The sequence below is a fragment of the Intrasporangium sp. genome, from assembly GCF_032907665.1.
Taxonomy (GTDB): domain Bacteria; phylum Actinomycetota; class Actinomycetes; order Actinomycetales; family Dermatophilaceae; genus Intrasporangium.
This window is the reverse complement of record NZ_JAJJPG010000043.1, coordinates 9,249-25,849: the sequence shown is the minus strand read 5'-3', so window position 1 is coordinate 25,849 and position 16,601 is coordinate 9,249. Positions and strand designations below refer to the sequence as shown.

The following is a 16,601-nucleotide window of genomic DNA, read 5'->3' as shown; positions in this document are numbered from 1 at the left end:
GCTCGGCTTCGTCACCGTCGTCCCCGTCATGGTCGTCGAAGCGGTCGTCGTCATAGACGTCGTCCGACCCCGAGGCGTCCTCGTAGGCATCGTCGGTGCGAGGGTCGTCGGTGAGCACGATGGTGCGCTCGACGTCGGTGACACACGCGTCGCCGACGAGGCGGGCCGGCTCCTCGCAGTCCGCGAGCTGCGTCTCCGCGGCGGCCGGGGTGGCTTGTCCCGGCGTGGTGGCGGAGGTGTTGACCAACGCCGTGGTCGGTTGCCCGACCTCTGAGCTCGCCAGATATGCGCCCACGGCGACCGCGAGGCCTGCCGCCGCTCCGACGAGGGCTGTAACGGTGGTCGACAGCTTCATGGGATCTCTCCTTGGTCAACGGGGATGACGGGCGCGTCCTTCGATGGGGCCACCGTGCGGGGTCCGGGGATATGCCCGCCTCGTGCGAACGTCAAAGTTCCCTCAAGAACACGCGGTGGCTGCGCACGTCGGGGGCCGCCCCGAGCAAGACGGCCACCTGACTTCCTAACGGAGTCTTAACAGGAGCATGAGGACGTCTTTCGGCTTCCGAGTGGAGGCTTCCCGTCACGACCGACGTCCCAGAGGAGACCGATGCACTACACACCACAGTCGCGTGACCGGTTCAAGAACCTCTCTGCAGCGCTGACCGGTGTGGTCACCTTTGCGACCGTCGCCGCCACGGGAGCGGCCACCGGACTGGCGGCGCGGGAGACCGCACTGCGGGACCAGGCTCGGGCCCTCGAGCAGGCGGCTGCGGCGGCTGCCGCCAAGGAGGCGGTGCAGGAGGCGGAACCCGTGCCGGTGGTCGTCCAGCCGCGACCCCAGCGCACCGTGGTCCACACGCGTGTGGTCCGCGCAGCCAGCGGGACAGGGGTGGCACGGGTCGGACCGGGCGGAACGGTGAGCAGTGCGGACACCCGCTCGGGAGGGACACGCTCCCCGACCAGAACGACCTCCGCGCGGCCTGCCGCCCCAGCGCCCCCGCCCCCGCCGGCCCCTGCACCGAGCAGCGCCTCGTGAGCACCGCAGGGGTGAGCCACGTGACCGCACCCACGGACCTGCGATGGAGCTCGCTGGGCACCTACGTCCATCTCGCCACGAGCGAGACAGCGGTGCTCGAGGAGGCCGGGCGTCTCGCCCGGGACGTCCTTGCTGCCGTGGACCGGACGTGCAGCCGGTTCCGCCCCGACTCCGACCTCGTCCGAGCGAACGGCCGCGCCGGGACCTGGGTCGCGGTGGACCCGCTTCTCGTTGCCGCGGTCGGCGTCGCGGTGGAGGCCGCGCGGGAGACGGATGGCTTGGTCGACCCGTGCCTCGGCCGATCGTTGATCCACCTCGGCTACGACGCGGACCTCCGGGTCGTGCAGCGGCGCCCGGACCTTCCACGCGCCACGCCGGCTCCCAGCCTGCGCCCGAGGGCCTGGCGCGAGATCGGCTTGGACCCCGAGGGGGCGATCCGGGTCCCCGAGGGCTGTGCCCTGGACCTCGGCGCGACGGGCAAGGCCTGGGCGAGTGACCTCGTGGCCGCCGCCGTTGTCGACCGGTTCGGGTGCCACGTCATCGTCAGCGTCGGCGGCGACGTCCGGGTGGACGGTCCCTCGGACACAGCCCACGCGCCCTGGCCCGTGAGCATCACCGAGCGACCCGACGCCGACGAGGCCACCGTGGTGTGGCTGGACGGCGGGGGCTTGGCGACGTCGGGCACGACGGTCCGGACGTGGTTCTCCGGCGGAGAGGCGAACCACCACCTGCTCGACCCCCGGACCGGACGGCCCGTCTCCGGCTTCTGGCGCACTGCGACTGCCACCGGGCGCACGTGCGTGGCCGCCAACACGGCGACGACGGCGGCGCTCGTGCTCGGGGCCGACGCGGTGCCGTGGCTCGACCGACGGTCGGTCGCCGCCAGGCTGGTCGCCGCCGATGGTTCGGTCCGAACGGTCGCCGGGTGGCCGCCCGACGAGGCGCCCACGGGACGGCCACCCCGGCCGTCTCTCGACAGGAGCGCCTGATGGAGGGCCCACTCCTCTGGTTCGTGAACCGCGGGACCGGTGTCGCGCTGCTCCTGCTGCTCACGGTGACCACCGTGCTCGGCGTCCTCGCCACCCGTGGCGACGCAGGCCGCGGCCTGCCTCGCTTCGTCACGCAGTCGCTGCACCGCAACCTCGGCCTCGTCTCACTGGCCCTGCTCCTCGCACACGTGGTGACCGCAGTCCTCGACGAGTACGTCGACATCCGTTGGTGGCATGCGCTGGCGCCGGTCGGGGCCACCTACGAGCCTGTGTCGCTCGGCCTCGGCGCTCTCGCTCTCGACCTCCTCGTCGCGGCCGCCGTCACGAGCGTCGTGCGCCACCGCCTCGCGCACGGCGCCTGGCGGGCGGTCCACGTCGTGACCTACGTCGCCTGGGTTCTCGCCGTCCTCCACGGCATCGGGATCGGGACCGACGCTCGGACCGGGTGGGGCATCGCGACGACGCTGGCGTCGGTCGCCGCGGTGGGGGCTGCCGCCGCCGTCCGGGTGGTGGGACTCGCCAGCGCCCGGCCCGGACCGGTGCCCCGATGACCGCCGGCACGGTCCTCGCCGAGAGGTATGCGGCGCAGCCGTTCAGGGTGCTCCCCGGGGTGCACCTGCTCGACGGCGTCGAGCGCGGACCCTCCCTGGCGGCCCATGAGCAGCGCTACCGACGCTTGCCGTCGTGGACCGGGAGGGCGCTCGTCGACCTGCTGCGCTCCCTCGACGTCCGGGGGCGGGGCGGGTCCGGCTTCCCCTTCGCGACCAAGCTCGAGGCAGCGCTCACGGCGCCGGGTCGTCCGACCGTCATCGTCAACGTCAGCGAGGGCGAGCCGGCGAGTTTCAAGGACGCCGCGCTGAGCACGACGAGACCGCATCTCGTCCTCGACGGCGCCGCTCTCGTCGCCGGTGCCCTCGGGGCCCGGACCGTCCACGTCGTCGTGCCCTCCGAGCGTCCCTTCGTGGAGCACAGGCTGCGACGGGCGGTCATGGAGCGGCACACGAGAGGGCGTCGCGGGCGGCGGGACGGTGGCCTTCGGTGGATCGTCCACCGTGCGGACGATCGGTTCGTCGCCGGCCAGGCATGGGCGGTCATCGAGCTCGTCTCGGGCCGGGCCAACCTCCCGGTCACCTCGTGGCAGCCAGCAGCCGTCAAGGGCTACCGTGGCCGCCCCACCGTCCTGAGCAACGCCGAGACGTTTGCCCAGGTGGCCCTGGCCGTCCTGGACGGTGCGGAACGCTACCGCGCGCACGGCCTCCCCGAGGAGCCCGGGACCGTGCTGCTCACCGTCCACGCGGGGCCCGCTCCGGTACGGGTCGTCGAGGTGGCCCATGGCGCACCGTGGTCCGAGGTGCTCTCCGGCGAGGCGCTGGCCGGGCCGGTCCTCGTCGGTGGCTACCACGGCACCTGGGTGCCGTCAGGTGCCTTGGCGGACCTTCGCGTGTCGCGGGCAGCGATGCGGGAGCGCGGGCTCGCTCTCGGCGCCGGCGTGGTCCTGCCCCTCGGACCCCACGAGTGCCCCGTGCACGTGACGACGAGGCTCACCGCCTACCTCGCCGACCAGTCGGCCGGCCGCTGCGGGCCGTGCCGCAACGGGCTGCCCGCCCTGGCGGAGGCCCTGCACCAGCTCGACCTCGGAGGCCCGTCCCTTGACCGCGTCACCGAGCTGGGCCGTCTCGTGTCGGGACGCGGCGCCTGCGCCCACCCCGACGGCACGGCCCGCCTCGTGCGGTCGATGGTGGAGGCCTTCCCCGAGGAGATCGCGGCCCACGCCCTGGGCTGGTGTCACATCGCCGGACGGCCCCCGGTCCGATGAGCCATCGGCTCCGGGTCGACTGGCCGGCCTGCAAGGGTCGGGGCCTGTGCTTCGAGATCCTTCCCGAGCGGGTGGCCCTCGACGAATGGGGCTACCCGATCGTCACGGGTGAGGTCACCCCCGACCTGCTGGCATTGGCCCGGGAGGCCGTGCGCTCCTGTCCCACCCTCGCACTGCGGCTCGTCCCCACCCAGCGCTGAGGCACGGCGTCGCCAAAGCACCCCGATGCACGGCCCCGGCGCGGAGGTCGTCTTACCCAATCCTTACCAAACGCACAGGATGTGGGGTCTGGCGCGTCGCGCCGCCCGGTGCGAAACTCGATGGAGCGTTTCGTCCCCCACAGCGTTCCGGGACGCGCCCACGCGCTGCGGGGCCGCTCGGGAAAGGACGTGAGCCCACCCACATTCGTGGTAGAAGTTTCACTGAACCTGTCGCCAAGACGTCCAGTGCTCGGCTACACTGGACGTAGCGAAGGGTTGGGCCCGCACGAACCGCGCCCAGCCCTTCTGCATGTGCTGGCTCGCGCTGTCCCCCTGTCTGTGCGAGCCAGCTCATGCGGAGACGGACCCGACGCCGCTGGCGCCGGGTCCGTCTGCGTCTGGGACCTCGAGGTCATCCCGCCGTCGTCGCTCCTCAGCGCACGGGCGAGGCGACATCGGATGCCCCGGCGACCGGCAGGGGCGAAAGGGCCGCGCCGCGACGGATCAGCCATCCGGCCGACATCAGGTGGATCACCGCGAGGACTGCGCCGCCGACCATCATGCCCGGCACGGCGTAGGCGGTGCCGATCACGCTGTCCCCCACCTGGGCTGCGCCCGCCACAACGAGCATCGGCACCAGTCCGGGCGAGCGCCGCCACAGCAGCACCACCACTGCGACGCCGAGCGGCAGTGCGCGGACCGCGTAGAGCCCCGCGAAGATGGCGACGGCGTCGCCGCCGTGGATGCCGGGCAGCACCGTCGTCGGGTCGAGCACCCCGACGACGCCGAAGCCCGATGCCACCAGTGCCGCCAGTCCGTTGGCCACTACGAGAGGCCACCAGCCCCTGATCGCCTGCGGCATCATCGTTCACCCCTCATATCGTTCAGAGTCTGAAGCATATCTGAACAGTATCATCGATCGCATGAAGGGCTCCCCGCCGCGTCTGGCCGATTCGGTCACCTTCCGGCTCGGCACGCTCGGAATCCTGGCGCTGGCCCGTCTCGCACCGCGCCTCGAACTGCACGACCTGAAGCCGAAACACCTCGGGATGCTCGCGCTGCTCGACTCCGTCGAGGCGGGCTCGCAGCTCGAGGTCGCCCGCGCCATGAACATCGCGCCGAGCCTGGTGGTCGCCCTCGCGGATCACCTGGAGGACCTGGGGGCGATCCAGCGCGTCAGGGACCCCGAGGATCGCCGACGCCACGTGCTGCGCCTCACCGACCGAGGGCGCGACCTGCTCCAGACGTGCACCGACGACGCCTACGCGATCGACGCGGACCTCACCGCCGAACTGAGCCCCGCCGACCGGGCGGACCTTGCCCGTGTCCTCGGTGAGCTCGCCCGGGGGGCCGGACTGCCGGCGCTCCCGCAGCCCAGCGCGAGCGCCGACGACACGGGCGAACACGCGAGCTGAGTTCGCCTTCCGACGACGCGCGCGGACGGGGCCCCGATCGGTCCTCGACGTCGACGCCTCGCGCCCCTGCTGTTCACGAACAGACAGCAGGGGCGCCGTGATCGCCGACGTTGCTCCTCATGGACGGCGCCGCGACGCCGCTCAACGTCGAACACGCCGATGGTGTGGCGCTCAGGCCTTGGGTCGCCGCTTGGGCTTCACCGACTCGCTGGGCAGCGTGCCGGCAGAGGCATCGATCGCGTCGGAGCCGAGGGTCGCGTCCACCGCCGTGACCTGGCCCTCCCCCGGCGACTCGTCGAGCGCGTCGTCCGCTGCGATGGAGGCCTGCTCCATCTCGGACTCGGACACGCGCTCGTCGGCGGAGTCCTTGGCGTCCGTCACTGCGGCCTTGCCCTTGGCCGCGAGGTCGGTGGCCTTCTCCTTCGCCGTGGCGGCGGCGTCGGTGACAGCCTCCTTGGCGTGCTCGACCTTCTCGGTGGTCTTGTCCTTGAGCGAGCTGCTCGTGTCGAATCCGGGGGTCCCGCTCGACCGGTCCATCGTTCCGCCGACCGGGGTCGCCCAGGGGTCGTCGGCCTGTCGCTTGCGGTAGGCAGCCACGGCGGCAACCGCAGCGGCACCGAGGCCGATGACGATGAGCCACCGCTTGCGGCCCTTCTTGACCGGCTTGGCGACGGCCTCGCCGCTGAGGACGCGGTAGGCATCGCGGACGCGGTCTCCACTCACTCGGGCGGACTCGCGCGCCTGCTGCACGTGCGGCTCCTCACGCATCCGCTCCCGCGCCTCGTCGGCGCCCTGGGCGAGCGCGGCGGACGCGACGCCGATGGCGGCGCCCACCTTGGGCAGCACCGATTGGACGAGCGTCGACTGGGCCGCCTCGACCTTCGGTCGGGCCCGCTCGGCCACGTCCGCAGCCACCGGAGCGGCCTTGACCTTGGCTTCCTCCCAGGCCTCCTTGACACGGTCGGCTGCCTCGGTCGCCTTCGGCGCGGCCTGCTCACGCATCACCGCGAGGCGTTCACCCGCCGTGTGGCCGAGCTCACTGGCGGTGGCCGCGGCCTGCTCCCGCACGTCCACCGCCTGTGCCCTGAGCCTCTCGCTCCTGGTCGGTTTCGTTCGAAACATGCACTCCTCCTAGGTCGTCCTGTCCCATACCCACACGTGTCCTGAGCGCACGCGGCAACAGCCCGTATGCCGCTTGAGTCGCCCCCTGTGCCATGCCAGGCAGGTGTGGGGCGGGGTCACCAGCTCCCGGAGCCCGTGGAACCGGCAGAGCCGGGGACGTCGGGAGCGTCGGGCTCGAGGGGGAGGTCGTCGATCGGCTCACCGGTCTCGTCGTAGGCCCGCTGGGGGCGGGCGTCGGCCAGCCCCACCGCTGCCTCCGGGGGACCGTCGAGGGGCGCCTCTGGATCGACCTCGACCGACAGGACCTCCTCCACGACGTCCTCCTCGTCGGCGAGGTCCACGAAACCGCCTCCCGCCGCGGCCGCTGCGCCGGCCCCGGCCGCAGTGCCGGTGGAGGAGCCGGCCGTCGCGGCCTCGCCGTGGGCGTGCCCGCCCTCGGCGATCTTCTCGACGCCCTTCGTCACCGACTCCTTGGCCTTCGCGATCTTGTCGGAGTACTTGCCCTCGGTCTTCTCGTCGAGCTTCGCACCGGCCTTGTCGAGCACGCCCTCGACCTTGTCCCGGTTCTCCGCCGCGAGGTCCCCGGCCTTCTCCTTGGCCTGCTCGGCCACCTTCTTCGCCTCCTCGGCCAGGTGGTCGGCCTTCTCCTTGAGACCGAGCTCGTCCGCCTTCTGCTTGAGCTTGTCGATGAATGACATGGCTGCTCCTTCGCTCAGGGGTTCCCTGACTCGATCCTTCACCCGACGTGCTGTCGGGTCCAGCCTCCTCCTACCCAGTCATCCTGGCTACACGGCCCCCCACCCGGCACCACAGGGAGGTGGCCTCCCGAGGCGAGCCCAGCGGCATACGACTCTCGGATGGTGGGGCACGTGTGGCGGCGTGCAAGGATTGGGCGCATGAAGGCAACCCTGCACACGTCCCACGGCGACATCGTCATCGAGCTCTTCCCGCATCACGCGCCCAAGACCGTCGAGAACTTCGTCGGGCTCGCGAAGGGCGACAAGGAGTACCGGGACGACGCGGGACGCACGAACCCCACCCCGTTCTACGACGGCCTGATCTTCCACCGCATCATTCCCAACTTCATGATCCAGGGTGGCTGCCCCCTCGGCCAGGGCTTCGGCGGACCGGGATACACGTTCGACGACGAGATCCACCCTGAGAAGGACTTCACCAAGCCCTACGTGCTCGCCATGGCCAACGCCGGCAAGCAGATGGGCAGGGGCACCAACGGCTCCCAGTTCTTCATCACGACGGCACCCACCCCGTGGCTGCAGGGCAAGCACACGATCTTCGGCGAGGTCGTCGACGGCCCGTCGCGCGAGGTCGTCGATCGGATCGGCAACGTCGCGACCGGCCCCAACGACAAGCCGCGTGAGGACATCGTCATCAACTCGGTCAGCATCGAGGACTGAGGCACATTGTCCGACAGCGGAATCGGCGCACAGCCTCCCGCAGAGCGGGGGGCTGGGCCACAGCCGGCCGGTGCGTCGGTGTGCCCCCGGCACCCCGACCGTGAGGCCTACGTCCGGTGCCAGCGGTGCGGCCGTCCGGCCTGCCCGGAGTGCCAGCGTCCTGCAGCCGTCGGCATCCAGTGCGTCGACTGCGTCCGGGAGGCGGCGAGGACCGCTCCCACGGCACGCACGATCTTCGGGGGCAGGTTGACCGACGGCCGTCCCGTCGTCACCTACTCGATCGCCGCGATCTGTGCCGCCGTCTTCCTGGCCCAGTGGGCCTCGCCTCAGGTCACCGACGAATTCGCGTTCGCACCGATCGTCGGCTGGACGGAGCCATGGCGCTTCGTGTCGGCGATGTTCCTCCACGCGCCGCGCTCGCTCCTCCACATCGGCTTCAACATGTACGCGCTCTACATCCTCGGGTCCTACCTCGAGCCACTCATGGGACGCGCGCGTTTCGCCGCGCTGTACCTCATCAGTGGAATCGGTGGCCAGGTCAGCGTGCTCCTCTTCGCCGGCAACCCCACTGTCGAGGGCCTGCTGAACGGGACGGACGACGCCTGGAGGACTCCAGTCGTGGGGGCGTCGGGTGCCATCTTCGGTCTCTTCGGTGCCCTCCTCGTGCTCAACCGGCACCTGGGCCGCTCCGCCGCCGGGATCTACACGGTGCTGCTCATCAACGCGGTGATCGGCTTCGTCGTCCCGAACATCTCGTGGCAGGCCCACCTCGGGGGGTTCGTCACCGGTCTCGCCTGCGCCGGCACCATCGTGCTCTTCCGGCGACAGAGCGTGCGGCGCCTCACCTGGGTCGCCCTCGGTGCAGTGCTCGCGCTCCTCGTGGTCATCGCCGTCGGCAAGTACCTCACCGTGCCGGTCGAGATCCGCGACCTCAGCGCCTTCCGACCTCGCTGACGCCGTTCACCCACGAGGATGCATCTCATCTGCGTCATCGGCCCTCCCGCCGTCGGCAAGATGACGGTCGGGCGGGTTGTCTGCGAGCTCACCGGCTACCGGCTCTTCCACAACCACATGTCGATCGAGCCGCTGCTCGGCATCTTCGACTTCGGCACGCCGTCCTTCCATCGGCTCAACAGCCTGATCCGCCGCGAGGTGATCCGGGAGGCGGTCGCTGCCGACCTGTCCGGCCTCGTGTTCAGTTTCGCGTGGGACTTCGACAGCGCTGCCGACACCGCCGAGGTGGAGCGGATCATCGCGCCCGTCGTGGATGCCGGCATGCCCGTCGACTTCGTCGAGCTGCACGCCGACCAGGAGGTGCGGCTGGCCCGCGAGGGCGGCGCCGACCGGGTGGAGCACAAGCGGAGCAAGCGCGACGTCGACTGGGCCCGGTCCCACGTCGTCGAGATCGAGAGCCGGGCCCGCTTCAGCTCCATGGTGGACGAGGCGGGGCAGGTGCTCGGCTGGCCGCTGCCGGCCCACCGCCTCCTCCGCCTCGACAACGGGCACGGGTCTCCTCGCGTCACCGCGGAGCACATCGTGGGCCTCCTCGAGCTTCCCCGCGCCGGCTCCTGACTCGCCCTCGAAGGAGGGCGAAACGTCGCTCGAGTGGCCCCGTCATCCACACGGTCCCGCCCGTTCCTGCCCTCGTGATGTGGATGGTGGGGCCACTCGAGCGTGGGTGCCGGCGTCTGCCGCTGGTTGTCCACCGCTGTGGACAACACTGTGGATCGAGTTACACGGCTGTCATTCGTCCCCAGCCTGTGGACAGGTTGTGGACAATCCGCTGGGGGACCGTCAGCGCCACCGCATCGTCATGATGAAGCCGCCCATGAGCAGGGCAAAGCCGATCCCGAGGTTCCACACGCCGATCGCCTCGATCGGATACTTGTACTCGGTGATGTAGTAGATGACGATCCAGAGCAGCCCGAGGATGAGCAGCGTGACGAAGGCGGGCACCCACCACGTCGGGTTGGGCTCCCTGGCCTTGGACGTCGGCGGGGGGGTGTAGGCCGGTGTCTTGCGGTCTCGGCCTTTGGACTCGGGCACTGCGGGCTCCTCGAGATCAGAGCGTGGGTCAGAATGGGTGTGCACAGCCTAGTTGAGAGGGGCCCCGCATGGTGCACGACCAGCCGCGGCACGACCTCGACGGTCCGCGCCCGCCGGACGTCGCCGACGGCGCACCCCCGGAAGGGCGGGCTGGCGCAGACTTCGTCGATGCAGCAGCGCCGGGCCCTGCCGACGGACGGCTCCGGCTGGGGTGGCGCGTCCTCGTCCCGATCGTCACCGCAGCGGCCGGGACCATGTTCGCGATGAGCTTCCAGGCTGCGCAGGGCGAGGACCTGCGCGCAGACCGCGACCTCCCGGCGCTCATCATCGAGGGCAATACGCGCAACGAGGAGAAGGCCAAGCAGCTCGACGTCCTCCAGCAGGAGGTCGACGCCCTGACCAAGGCCAGCGGGCCCAAGGACACAAGGCTCGCCGCCCTGACCCGTCAGGCCGACACCATCGCTGCAGCCGCTGCCGCGACCCCGGTCCAGGGACCCGCCGTCGAGGTCGTGCTCGATGACTCCGACCGCACCCTCGACTCGCTCCCCGACCGCTACACCGCCGATGACATCGTCGTCCACCAGCAGGACGTCCAAGCCGTCGTCAACGCCCTGTGGGCCTCCGGGGCCGAGTCGATGATGATCCAGGACCAGCGCGTCATCTCGACCAGCGCCGTGCGGTGCGTCGGCAACACGCTCATCCTCCAGGGCCGCGTCTACGCGCCGCCCTACCGGATCAAGGCCATTGGAGACGTCGACGCGATGCTGCGGGGGATCGATGCAGACCCGGTGATCAACACCTACCTCGAGTACGTCGAGGCGGTCGGCCTCGGCTGGGAGGTCCACACCGACTCCTCGGCCGAGTTCCCCGCCTACTCCGGGGCCGTGGACCTCGACCACGCCAGCCCGATCCGCTGAGCCTGCTTCGTTGCCTGTCTCGTCTGCCGCTTCTTGCCCGCCTCCCTGAACAGAGAGCCCATGACCCGTCTGCCAGCCGTCCCCCGCGTGCTCGTCGTCGACAACTACGACAGCTTCGTCTACACCATCGTCGGCTACCTCGAGCAGCTCGGCGCACGCTGCCACGTCGTGCGCAACGACGCGGTGCAGCCCTCGGCCGTGTCGGCCTACGACGGTGTCCTGGTCTCGCCCGGTCCGGGCATCCCGGAGGACGCCGGCGTGTCGACGGCGGTCATCGAGGAGTGCGCCCGAACGCGGACGCCGATGTTCGGAGTCTGCCTCGGTCACCAGGCTCTCGGGGTCGTCTACGGCGCCACCGTCGACCGGGCTCCCGAGCTCCTCCACGGGAAGACCTCACTGGTCCACCACGACGGCACCGGCGTGCTGAACGGGCTGGCGACGCCCTTCACCGCCACGCGATACCACTCGCTGACCATCATCCCCGAGACGTTGCCCGACGAGCTCGTGGCCATCGGTCACACCGACACGGGCGTGATCATGGCCGTCCGGCACCGCGAGCTCCCGCTGCACGGGGTCCAGTTCCACCCCGAGAGCGTGCTCACCGAAGGGGGTCACCGCATGCTGGCGAACTTTCTCGCCGAGTGCGGCGACCCGGAGGCCGTCGCGCGCTCCGTCGGTCTGAGCCCGCTCGTCGCCGCGACCGCCTGAGCGACGGCGGTTCAGCCCTGCCCGCCGCCCCCGCCGTCATCCGGAGGCTCGGTCGTCGTCGTCTCGGTCGTCGTCGTCGGCGGCGGCTGGGTCACCGTGGCAGTCGTCGTGACGGTCGTGGTGGTCGGCGGTGGAGCCGTGGCCTTGGCCACCTCGACGGTGATCTCGCTGCCGACGTCGACCCGCTCGCCCTCCTTCTCCACGCTCACGACGGTGCCGGGCGCCTCGTCAGACTCCACGTCGACCCGCTTCGGGTCGAGCCCGGCGTCCGCGAGGGTGTTGGCCGCCAGGGACCAGTCCCGTCCGACCTGACCCTCCGGGACGACGACCTGGCCGCTGGCGACGATGATGGTGATCTTCGTGTCCCTACCAACCGCGGTCCCGATGGCCGGATCCGTCTCGATGACCTTGTCCTTGCCGGTGTTCGGGTCGTCGCGCTCCTCGACGACGACATTGGTGAATCCGGCGTCCTCCATCGCCTTCTCGGCGTCCTCTCTGTCGAAGTTGCGGACATCGGGCACCGTGATGCTCTCCGGTCCGGTCGACACCGTGTATCGGACGACGGTGCCCTCGTCGACCTCGAGCCCCGGCTCGGGGCTCTGCTCGAAGACCTTGCCCGCCTCCACCTCGCTCGGGCCCTCGCTGCGCTCGCCCTGGAGCTTGTACGTCGCCAGGGCACGCTCGACGGCTGCCTCGTCCATGCCGCGAAGATCCGGCACGGTCGTCGTCGCGACCGGCGGGTCCTGGTTGCCGAACCAGGTCACGGCGCCCCATCCGATGAGCCCGAGCACGGCGAGCACGAGCAGGGTGATGAGGGCAGCGCGTCCTCCGCGCCCGCGCCTCTCGAGGTCCTCGTCCTCGTCATGGCCGACCGCCGGGAGCCCAGCGGTGTTCTCGTGGCGCTGTCTGCGGGAGGTGAGCGTGGGCTGGACCGCCGTCGGTGTGCCGGCGGCGGAATAGGGCGCCGGCATGGTCTGCGTGGCCGCCGCACCGACCGCGACGCCGGCCCCGAGGGCGGCAGCGCTGATCGGACGCCCGAAACGGACGTTCTCGAGGTCCTCGCGGAACGAGTCGGCGTCCTGGTACCGCGCGTCCCGGTCCTTGGCCAGCGCGTGGAGGGTGACGGCGTCGAGGTCCCCGCCGACCACGGGGTTGTAGACGCTCGGTGGCTGGGGAGTCTCACCCACGTGCTGATAGGCGATGGCGACGGGCGAGTCACCCTGGAAGGGGGGCCGCCCGGTGAGCAGCTCGAAGAGCAGGCACCCGGTCGAGTAGAGGTCACTCCGGGCGTCGACGGTCTGGCCCTGCGCCTGCTCTGGCGAGAGGTACTGGGCCGTGCCGACGACGGACTGCGTCTGGGTCATCGTCGCGGCCGTGTCCGCGATCGCCCGGGCGATGCCGAAGTCCATGACCTTGACGTTGCCGCTCGAGGTGATCATGACGTTGGCCGGCTTGATGTCACGGTGGACGATGCCCATCCGGTGGCTGTAGGCCAGCGCGTCGAGGATGCCCTCGGTGATCCGGATGGCCTCTGCGGGGGGCAGCTGCTGGTGCGTCGACAGCTGCTGCCGGAGCGTCTGCCCGTCGACGTACTCCATGACGATGTAGGGCAACGTCGTGTGGGTGCCGTGGGGCCCCTCGATGAGCGTCTCGTCCTCACCCGAGTCGAAGATCGCCACGATCGCCGGGTGGTTGAGCCCGGCCGCCGATTGGGCCTCGCGCCGGAAGCGCATGAGGAAATTGGTGTCCCGTGCGAGGTCGGATCGGAGCATCTTGATCGCGACCTGCCGACCGAGCCGGGTGTCATGGCCGAGGTGGACGTCGGCCATGCCGCCGCGCCCGATGAGCGCACCGACCTCGTAGCGTCCCCCCAGGACGCGGGGTGTGGTGGTCACGGCTTCTGCCTCTCGTTCGTGCCCTGCTTCGTCACGTGCTTCTCGTTTCCTGCTCTCGTCGCCTCGACGGTCCATGCCCAGCTCCGGGTTCCCGGTTCCGACGTGCTCATCGGTCGATCACCGCCTCCATGACCTCCTTGGCGATGGGCGCCGCGACTCGCGCCCCACCGACCTCGTCGCCGGTGACACCGCTCTCCTCGACGACGACGGCGACGGCGACCTGCGGGTCGTCTGCGGGCGCGAAGCTGATGAACCACGCGTGGGGTTCCTTGTCCAGGTCATGCTGCGCGGTGCCTGTCTTGCCGGCGACGGCGACTCCGGGGATCTGGGCCCGGCGTCCGCTTCCGTTGTCGACGACCGAGACCATCATTCTCGTCAGGATGTCCGCCGTCCGCGGCGAGATGGCCTGGGACAGCTCCTCCGGCTTGGGAGCCGGCTCGATGACGTCGAGGTCCGCGGCCCGGACCGACTGGATGAGGTAGGGCGTCATGACCCGGCCCTGGTTGGCAATGCCCGCCGCGATCATGGCCATCTGGAGGGGAGTGGTGCGCACGTCGTACTGGCCGATGGCGGACTGGGCCGCCTGCGGGGCGTTGATCTCGGCCGGCATGGTGCTCGGGGAGACGCGCATGGGGATCTGGATCGTGTCACCGAAGCCGAACTTCGCTGCCTGCGCCCGGAGCTGCTCGCCCCCGAGCTCGAGCCCGAGGGACCCGAACGCCGTGTTGCACGAGATCTCGAGTGCATGCAGGAGCGTCGTCGTGTCGTCAGGACCACACGCCTGCCGATCCTCGTTGGGCAGCGGCTGGTCGGTGAGCGGGAGGTCGAGCTCCGCCGGACCCGGCACCTCGGAGTTCTCGTCCTCGACGAGGCCCTGCTCGAGGGCGGCCGCCGCAGTGACGACCTTGAAGGTGGAGCCCGGGGGATAGAGGTTGCCGGTGATGGCCCGGTTGATGAACGGCTTCGCCGGGTCCTCGGACAGCTTCTCCCACGCACCAGCAGCCTTGTCCAGGTCGTGGCTCGAGAGCGGGTTGGGGTCGTACTGCGGGTGGCTCACCATGGCGAGGATGGCCCCCGACCTGGGGTCGAGCGCGACGACCGCGCCCCGGTTCTTGCCGAGCGCCGCCGAGGCGACCTCCTGGGCTTTCGCCTGCAAGGTCAGCTCGAGCGTGGCTCCCGCCGCCTCGCGACCCGTGAGCAGGTCTGTGACCCGTCGGACGAAGAGCCGGTCGGCCTTGCCGGAGAGCAGGTCGTCCGCGGCATGCTCGAGACCGAGCGGGTTGCCGACGGAGTAGGCATAGAAGCCGGTGACCTGCGAGTACAGGCGAGCCTCGGGATAGGTGCGCAGCCAGGCGTACTGGTCATCGACGGCCACCGACTTCGCGATGGCCTTCCCCCCGACGAGGATCGAGCCGCGCTCGCGGGAGTAGTTGTCGAGGAGGGTGCGCTTGTTGGCAGCCATGGTGCGCATCGAGCCGGCCTGGGCGAACTGGATGATCGTCGACGCGACGAGCAGGGCGGCGAAGAGGGCCGCGATGAGGACCGAGAGCCGGCGGATGGGAGTGTTCACAGCTTCACCACCTGTGTCGCCTCGGCCGCCGCGGGGTCGGCCCCAACCCCCACGGGAAGGTCCGGGACCGGGCGGCGGGCCTGGTCCGAGATCCGCAGGAGCAGGGACATGATCATCCAGTTGGCGAGCAGCGACGACCCCCCCAGCGACAGGAAGGGAGTCGTCAGGCCGGTGAGGGGGATGACCCGGGTGACACCACCGATGACGATGAACAGCTGGAAGGCCACCGAGAAGGTGAGGCCGATCGCGAGGAGCTTGCCGAAGCCGTCACGGACCCCGAGAGCGGTGCGGACGCCACGCTGGACGAAGAGGAGGTAGAGGACGAGGATCGCGACCGAGCCGAAGAGGCCGAGCTCCTCGGCGAGGCTGGCGAAGATGTAGTCGCTCTCGGCGAAGGGTGTGAGCCACGGACGGCCCGCCCCGAGGCCGGTGCCGGTGAGCCCGCCCGCGGCCATCCCCCACAGCCCGTTGGCGAGCTGGTTGGAGCGCTCGAGGTTCTCCGGCGAGAAGGGATCGAGCCAGAGGTCGACCCGCTTCTGGAAGTGGGCGAAGACCGACAGGGCGAAGGCGACGGCGACGGCGAACAGGAGCAGGCCGATGGCGATCCAGGAGACCCGCTCGGTGGCGACGTAGAGCATCGCGACGAAGAGGCCGAAGAACAAGAGCGCCGAGCCGAGGTCCTTCTCGAAGACGAGGATGAGCAGCGCGAGCACCCAGGCGACGAGGATGGGACCGAGGTCCCGGCCCCGGGGGAAGGTGAAGCCGAGGACTCGCTTGCCGGCGAGGCTGAGCACGTCTCGGGTCTGGACGAGGTAGCCCGCGAAGAAGATCGCGAGCGCGATCTTGGCGAACTCCCCCGGCTGGAAGCTCAACGGCCCGACCGCGATCCAGATCCGCGATCCGTTGACCTCCCGGCCGATGCCCGGGAGGAGCGGCAGCAGGAGCAGGATGAAACCGACCGCGAGGGACACATAGGTGTAGCGGCGCAGCAGCCGGTGGTCGCGCAGGATCCAGATCACCCCGACCGTCAGGGCGACGGCGAGGGCGGTCCAGATGATCTGTTGGTTGGCGTTGCCGTCGGTCCCGAGCCGACCTGCTGCGAGGTCGAGCCGGTGGATCATGACGAGCCCGAGGCCGTTGAGGGCAGTGGTGATCGGCAGCAGGAGCGGGTCCGCGTAGGGCGCCTTCCAGCGCAGCACGACGTGGACGGCGATGGCGAGCACGACGAGGCCGCCTGCCACCGGAATGATGTTGGCGGGGACGGTGCCGCTGCGGTTGAGGTCGACGGTCACCCACGCGAGCAGGACGATGGCGATGGCCACGATGAGCAGGACGAGCTCGACCCCTCGCCTCGTCCGGGGCACGAGCGGCTCGACGGTGGTCCTCATCGCACCGTCCCGGGGAGGCGTGCGGCGAGGGTGGGCGTGGTGCCGGGCGGCGTGCCGAGGGCGGCAGCCGTCGGGGTCGGTGCG

General features: G+C 70.7%; 19 protein-coding genes. 11 read left to right on the top strand and 8 right to left on the bottom strand.

Annotated features, from left to right (window positions below):
- Positions 1 to 355, bottom strand: a 355-nt coding sequence (locus LOY02_RS08720) for a hypothetical protein (protein ID WP_317181956.1), incomplete at its 3' end; no start/stop codon positions are given.
- A 252-nt stretch (positions 356 to 607) separates the two neighbouring features.
- Here LOY02_RS08720 and LOY02_RS08715 point away from each other — a divergent pair.
- Genes LOY02_RS08715 through LOY02_RS08695 form a run of 5 tightly spaced genes read left to right on the top strand, consistent with a single transcriptional unit; the run spans position 608 to position 4,041 of the window.
- Complete coding sequence (locus LOY02_RS08715) at positions 608 to 1,036, top strand: hypothetical protein (protein ID WP_317181955.1); 429 nt, start codon at positions 608 to 610, stop codon at positions 1,034 to 1,036.
- A 20-nt stretch (positions 1,037 to 1,056) separates the two neighbouring features.
- Positions 1,057 to 2,025 carry an FAD:protein FMN transferase gene (locus LOY02_RS08710; RefSeq protein ID WP_317181954.1) on the top strand — a complete coding sequence of 323 codons (969 nt, stop codon included), beginning with the start codon at positions 1,057 to 1,059 and terminating at the stop codon, positions 2,023 to 2,025.
- On the top strand, positions 2,025 to 2,576 hold the full coding sequence (locus LOY02_RS08705; protein ID WP_317181953.1) for a ferric reductase-like transmembrane domain-containing protein: 552 nt from the start codon (positions 2,025 to 2,027) through the stop codon (positions 2,574 to 2,576). Before LOY02_RS08710 ends, LOY02_RS08705 begins: the two co-directional genes overlap by 1 nt.
- The gene (locus tag LOY02_RS08700; protein ID WP_317181952.1) at positions 2,573 to 3,841 is read left to right on the top strand and encodes an NADH-ubiquinone oxidoreductase-F iron-sulfur binding region domain-containing protein; all 1,269 of its coding nucleotides are present in this window, start codon (positions 2,573 to 2,575) and stop codon (positions 3,839 to 3,841) included. The genes LOY02_RS08705 and LOY02_RS08700 overlap by 4 nt, the downstream gene beginning before the upstream one ends.
- Entirely contained in the window at positions 3,838 to 4,041 is a 204-nt protein-coding gene (locus LOY02_RS08695) for a ferredoxin (RefSeq protein WP_317181951.1), read from the top strand. The genes LOY02_RS08700 and LOY02_RS08695 overlap by 4 nt, the downstream gene beginning before the upstream one ends.
- 433 nt (positions 4,042 to 4,474) lie before the next feature.
- On the opposite strand, the gene LOY02_RS08690 is transcribed toward LOY02_RS08695, so the two are convergent.
- On the bottom strand, positions 4,475 to 4,906 hold the full coding sequence (locus tag LOY02_RS08690; RefSeq protein WP_317181950.1) for a hypothetical protein: 432 nt from the start codon (positions 4,904 to 4,906) through the stop codon (positions 4,475 to 4,477).
- 58 nt (positions 4,907 to 4,964) lie between these two features.
- Here LOY02_RS08690 and LOY02_RS08685 point away from each other — a divergent pair, with 58 nt between their 5' ends.
- The gene (locus tag LOY02_RS08685) at positions 4,965 to 5,456 is read left to right on the top strand and encodes a MarR family winged helix-turn-helix transcriptional regulator (RefSeq protein WP_317181949.1); all 492 of its coding nucleotides are present in this window, start codon (positions 4,965 to 4,967) and stop codon (positions 5,454 to 5,456) included.
- 171 nt (positions 5,457 to 5,627) lie between these two features.
- Here the strand turns inward: LOY02_RS08685 and LOY02_RS08680 are convergent, their stop codons facing one another.
- Entirely contained in the window at positions 5,628 to 6,578 is a 951-nt protein-coding gene (locus tag LOY02_RS08680; protein ID WP_317181948.1) for a hypothetical protein, read from the bottom strand.
- Positions 6,579 to 6,694: 116 nt separating this feature from the next.
- Positions 6,695 to 7,276: an antitoxin gene (locus tag LOY02_RS08675; RefSeq protein ID WP_317181947.1), complete on the bottom strand. Its 582-nt coding sequence runs from the start codon at positions 7,274 to 7,276 to the stop codon at positions 6,695 to 6,697.
- 198 nt (positions 7,277 to 7,474) lie between these two features.
- Here LOY02_RS08675 and LOY02_RS08670 point away from each other — a divergent pair, with 198 nt between their 5' ends.
- The 3 genes from LOY02_RS08670 to LOY02_RS08660 all read left to right on the top strand — a co-directional run bounded on the left by LOY02_RS08670 (position 7,475) and on the right by LOY02_RS08660 (position 9,565).
- Entirely contained in the window at positions 7,475 to 7,993 is a 519-nt protein-coding gene (locus LOY02_RS08670; protein WP_317181946.1) for a peptidylprolyl isomerase, read from the top strand.
- Between the two features lie 78 nt (positions 7,994 to 8,071).
- Positions 8,072 to 8,947: a rhomboid family intramembrane serine protease gene (locus LOY02_RS08665; protein ID WP_317181945.1), complete on the top strand. Its 876-nt coding sequence runs from the start codon at positions 8,072 to 8,074 to the stop codon at positions 8,945 to 8,947.
- A gap of 18 nt (positions 8,948 to 8,965) precedes the next feature.
- The gene (locus tag LOY02_RS08660) at positions 8,966 to 9,565 is read left to right on the top strand and encodes an AAA family ATPase (RefSeq protein WP_317181944.1); all 600 of its coding nucleotides are present in this window, start codon (positions 8,966 to 8,968) and stop codon (positions 9,563 to 9,565) included.
- Positions 9,566 to 9,787: 222 nt separating this feature from the next.
- Here LOY02_RS08660 and LOY02_RS08655 read toward each other — a convergent pair whose 3' ends face one another.
- Entirely contained in the window at positions 9,788 to 10,039 is a 252-nt protein-coding gene (locus LOY02_RS08655; RefSeq protein WP_317181943.1) for a cell division protein CrgA, read from the bottom strand.
- A gap of 68 nt (positions 10,040 to 10,107) precedes the next feature.
- On the opposite strand from LOY02_RS08655, the gene LOY02_RS08650 reads away from it, so the two are divergent.
- Complete coding sequence (locus LOY02_RS08650; protein WP_317181942.1) at positions 10,108 to 10,956, top strand: DUF881 domain-containing protein; 849 nt, start codon at positions 10,108 to 10,110, stop codon at positions 10,954 to 10,956.
- Positions 10,957 to 11,016: 60 nt separating this feature from the next.
- Positions 11,017 to 11,664 carry an aminodeoxychorismate/anthranilate synthase component II gene (locus LOY02_RS08645; protein ID WP_317181941.1) on the top strand — a complete coding sequence of 216 codons (648 nt, stop codon included), beginning with the start codon at positions 11,017 to 11,019 and terminating at the stop codon, positions 11,662 to 11,664.
- Positions 11,665 to 11,675: 11 nt separating this feature from the next.
- On the opposite strand, the gene pknB is transcribed toward LOY02_RS08645, so the two are convergent.
- The 3 genes from pknB to LOY02_RS08630 all read right to left on the bottom strand — a co-directional run bounded on the left by pknB (position 11,676) and on the right by LOY02_RS08630 (position 16,517).
- A complete protein-coding gene (gene pknB, locus LOY02_RS08640; RefSeq protein ID WP_317181940.1) occupies positions 11,676 to 13,559 on the bottom strand; it encodes a Stk1 family PASTA domain-containing Ser/Thr kinase in 1,884 nt (627 codons plus the stop codon).
- 106 nt (positions 13,560 to 13,665) lie between these two features.
- Positions 13,666 to 15,129, bottom strand: a complete 1,464-nt coding sequence (locus LOY02_RS08635) for a peptidoglycan D,D-transpeptidase FtsI family protein (protein ID WP_317181939.1) — start codon at positions 15,127 to 15,129, stop codon at positions 13,666 to 13,668.
- Positions 15,126 to 16,517 (bottom strand): FtsW/RodA/SpoVE family cell cycle protein, encoded by a 1,392-nt coding sequence (locus LOY02_RS08630; RefSeq protein WP_317181958.1) that lies wholly within the window; start codon positions 16,515 to 16,517, stop codon positions 15,126 to 15,128. The genes LOY02_RS08635 and LOY02_RS08630 overlap by 4 nt, the downstream gene beginning before the upstream one ends.
- Positions 16,518 to 16,601: the final 84 nt, after the last annotated feature.

What these genes read in the sequence shown, in the direction of transcription:
- LOY02_RS08715 (WP_317181955.1), top strand. Translation starts at nt 608, where the DNA reads ATGCACTACACACCACAGTCGCGTGACCGGTTCAAGAACCTCTCTGCA.
- LOY02_RS08705 (WP_317181953.1), top strand. Translation starts at nt 2,025, where the DNA reads ATGGAGGGCCCACTCCTCTGGTTCGTGAACCGCGGGACCGGTGTCGCG.
- LOY02_RS08700 (WP_317181952.1), top strand. Translation starts at nt 2,573, where the DNA reads ATGACCGCCGGCACGGTCCTCGCCGAGAGGTATGCGGCGCAGCCGTTC.
- LOY02_RS08695 (WP_317181951.1), top strand. Translation starts at nt 3,838, where the DNA reads ATGAGCCATCGGCTCCGGGTCGACTGGCCGGCCTGCAAGGGTCGGGGC.
- LOY02_RS08690 (WP_317181950.1), bottom strand. Translation starts at nt 4,906, where the DNA reads ATGATGCCGCAGGCGATCAGGGGCTGGTGGCCTCTCGTAGTGGCCAAC.
- LOY02_RS08685 (WP_317181949.1), top strand. Translation starts at nt 4,965, where the DNA reads ATGAAGGGCTCCCCGCCGCGTCTGGCCGATTCGGTCACCTTCCGGCTC.
- LOY02_RS08680 (WP_317181948.1), bottom strand. Translation starts at nt 6,578, where the DNA reads ATGTTTCGAACGAAACCGACCAGGAGCGAGAGGCTCAGGGCACAGGCG.
- LOY02_RS08675 (WP_317181947.1), bottom strand. Translation starts at nt 7,276, where the DNA reads ATGTCATTCATCGACAAGCTCAAGCAGAAGGCGGACGAGCTCGGTCTC.
- LOY02_RS08670 (WP_317181946.1), top strand. Translation starts at nt 7,475, where the DNA reads ATGAAGGCAACCCTGCACACGTCCCACGGCGACATCGTCATCGAGCTC.
- LOY02_RS08660 (WP_317181944.1), top strand. Translation starts at nt 8,966, where the DNA reads ATGCATCTCATCTGCGTCATCGGCCCTCCCGCCGTCGGCAAGATGACG.
- LOY02_RS08650 (WP_317181942.1), top strand. Translation starts at nt 10,108, where the DNA reads ATGGTGCACGACCAGCCGCGGCACGACCTCGACGGTCCGCGCCCGCCG.
- LOY02_RS08645 (WP_317181941.1), top strand. Translation starts at nt 11,017, where the DNA reads ATGACCCGTCTGCCAGCCGTCCCCCGCGTGCTCGTCGTCGACAACTAC.
- LOY02_RS08630 (WP_317181958.1), bottom strand. Translation starts at nt 16,517, where the DNA reads ATGAGGACCACCGTCGAGCCGCTCGTGCCCCGGACGAGGCGAGGGGTC.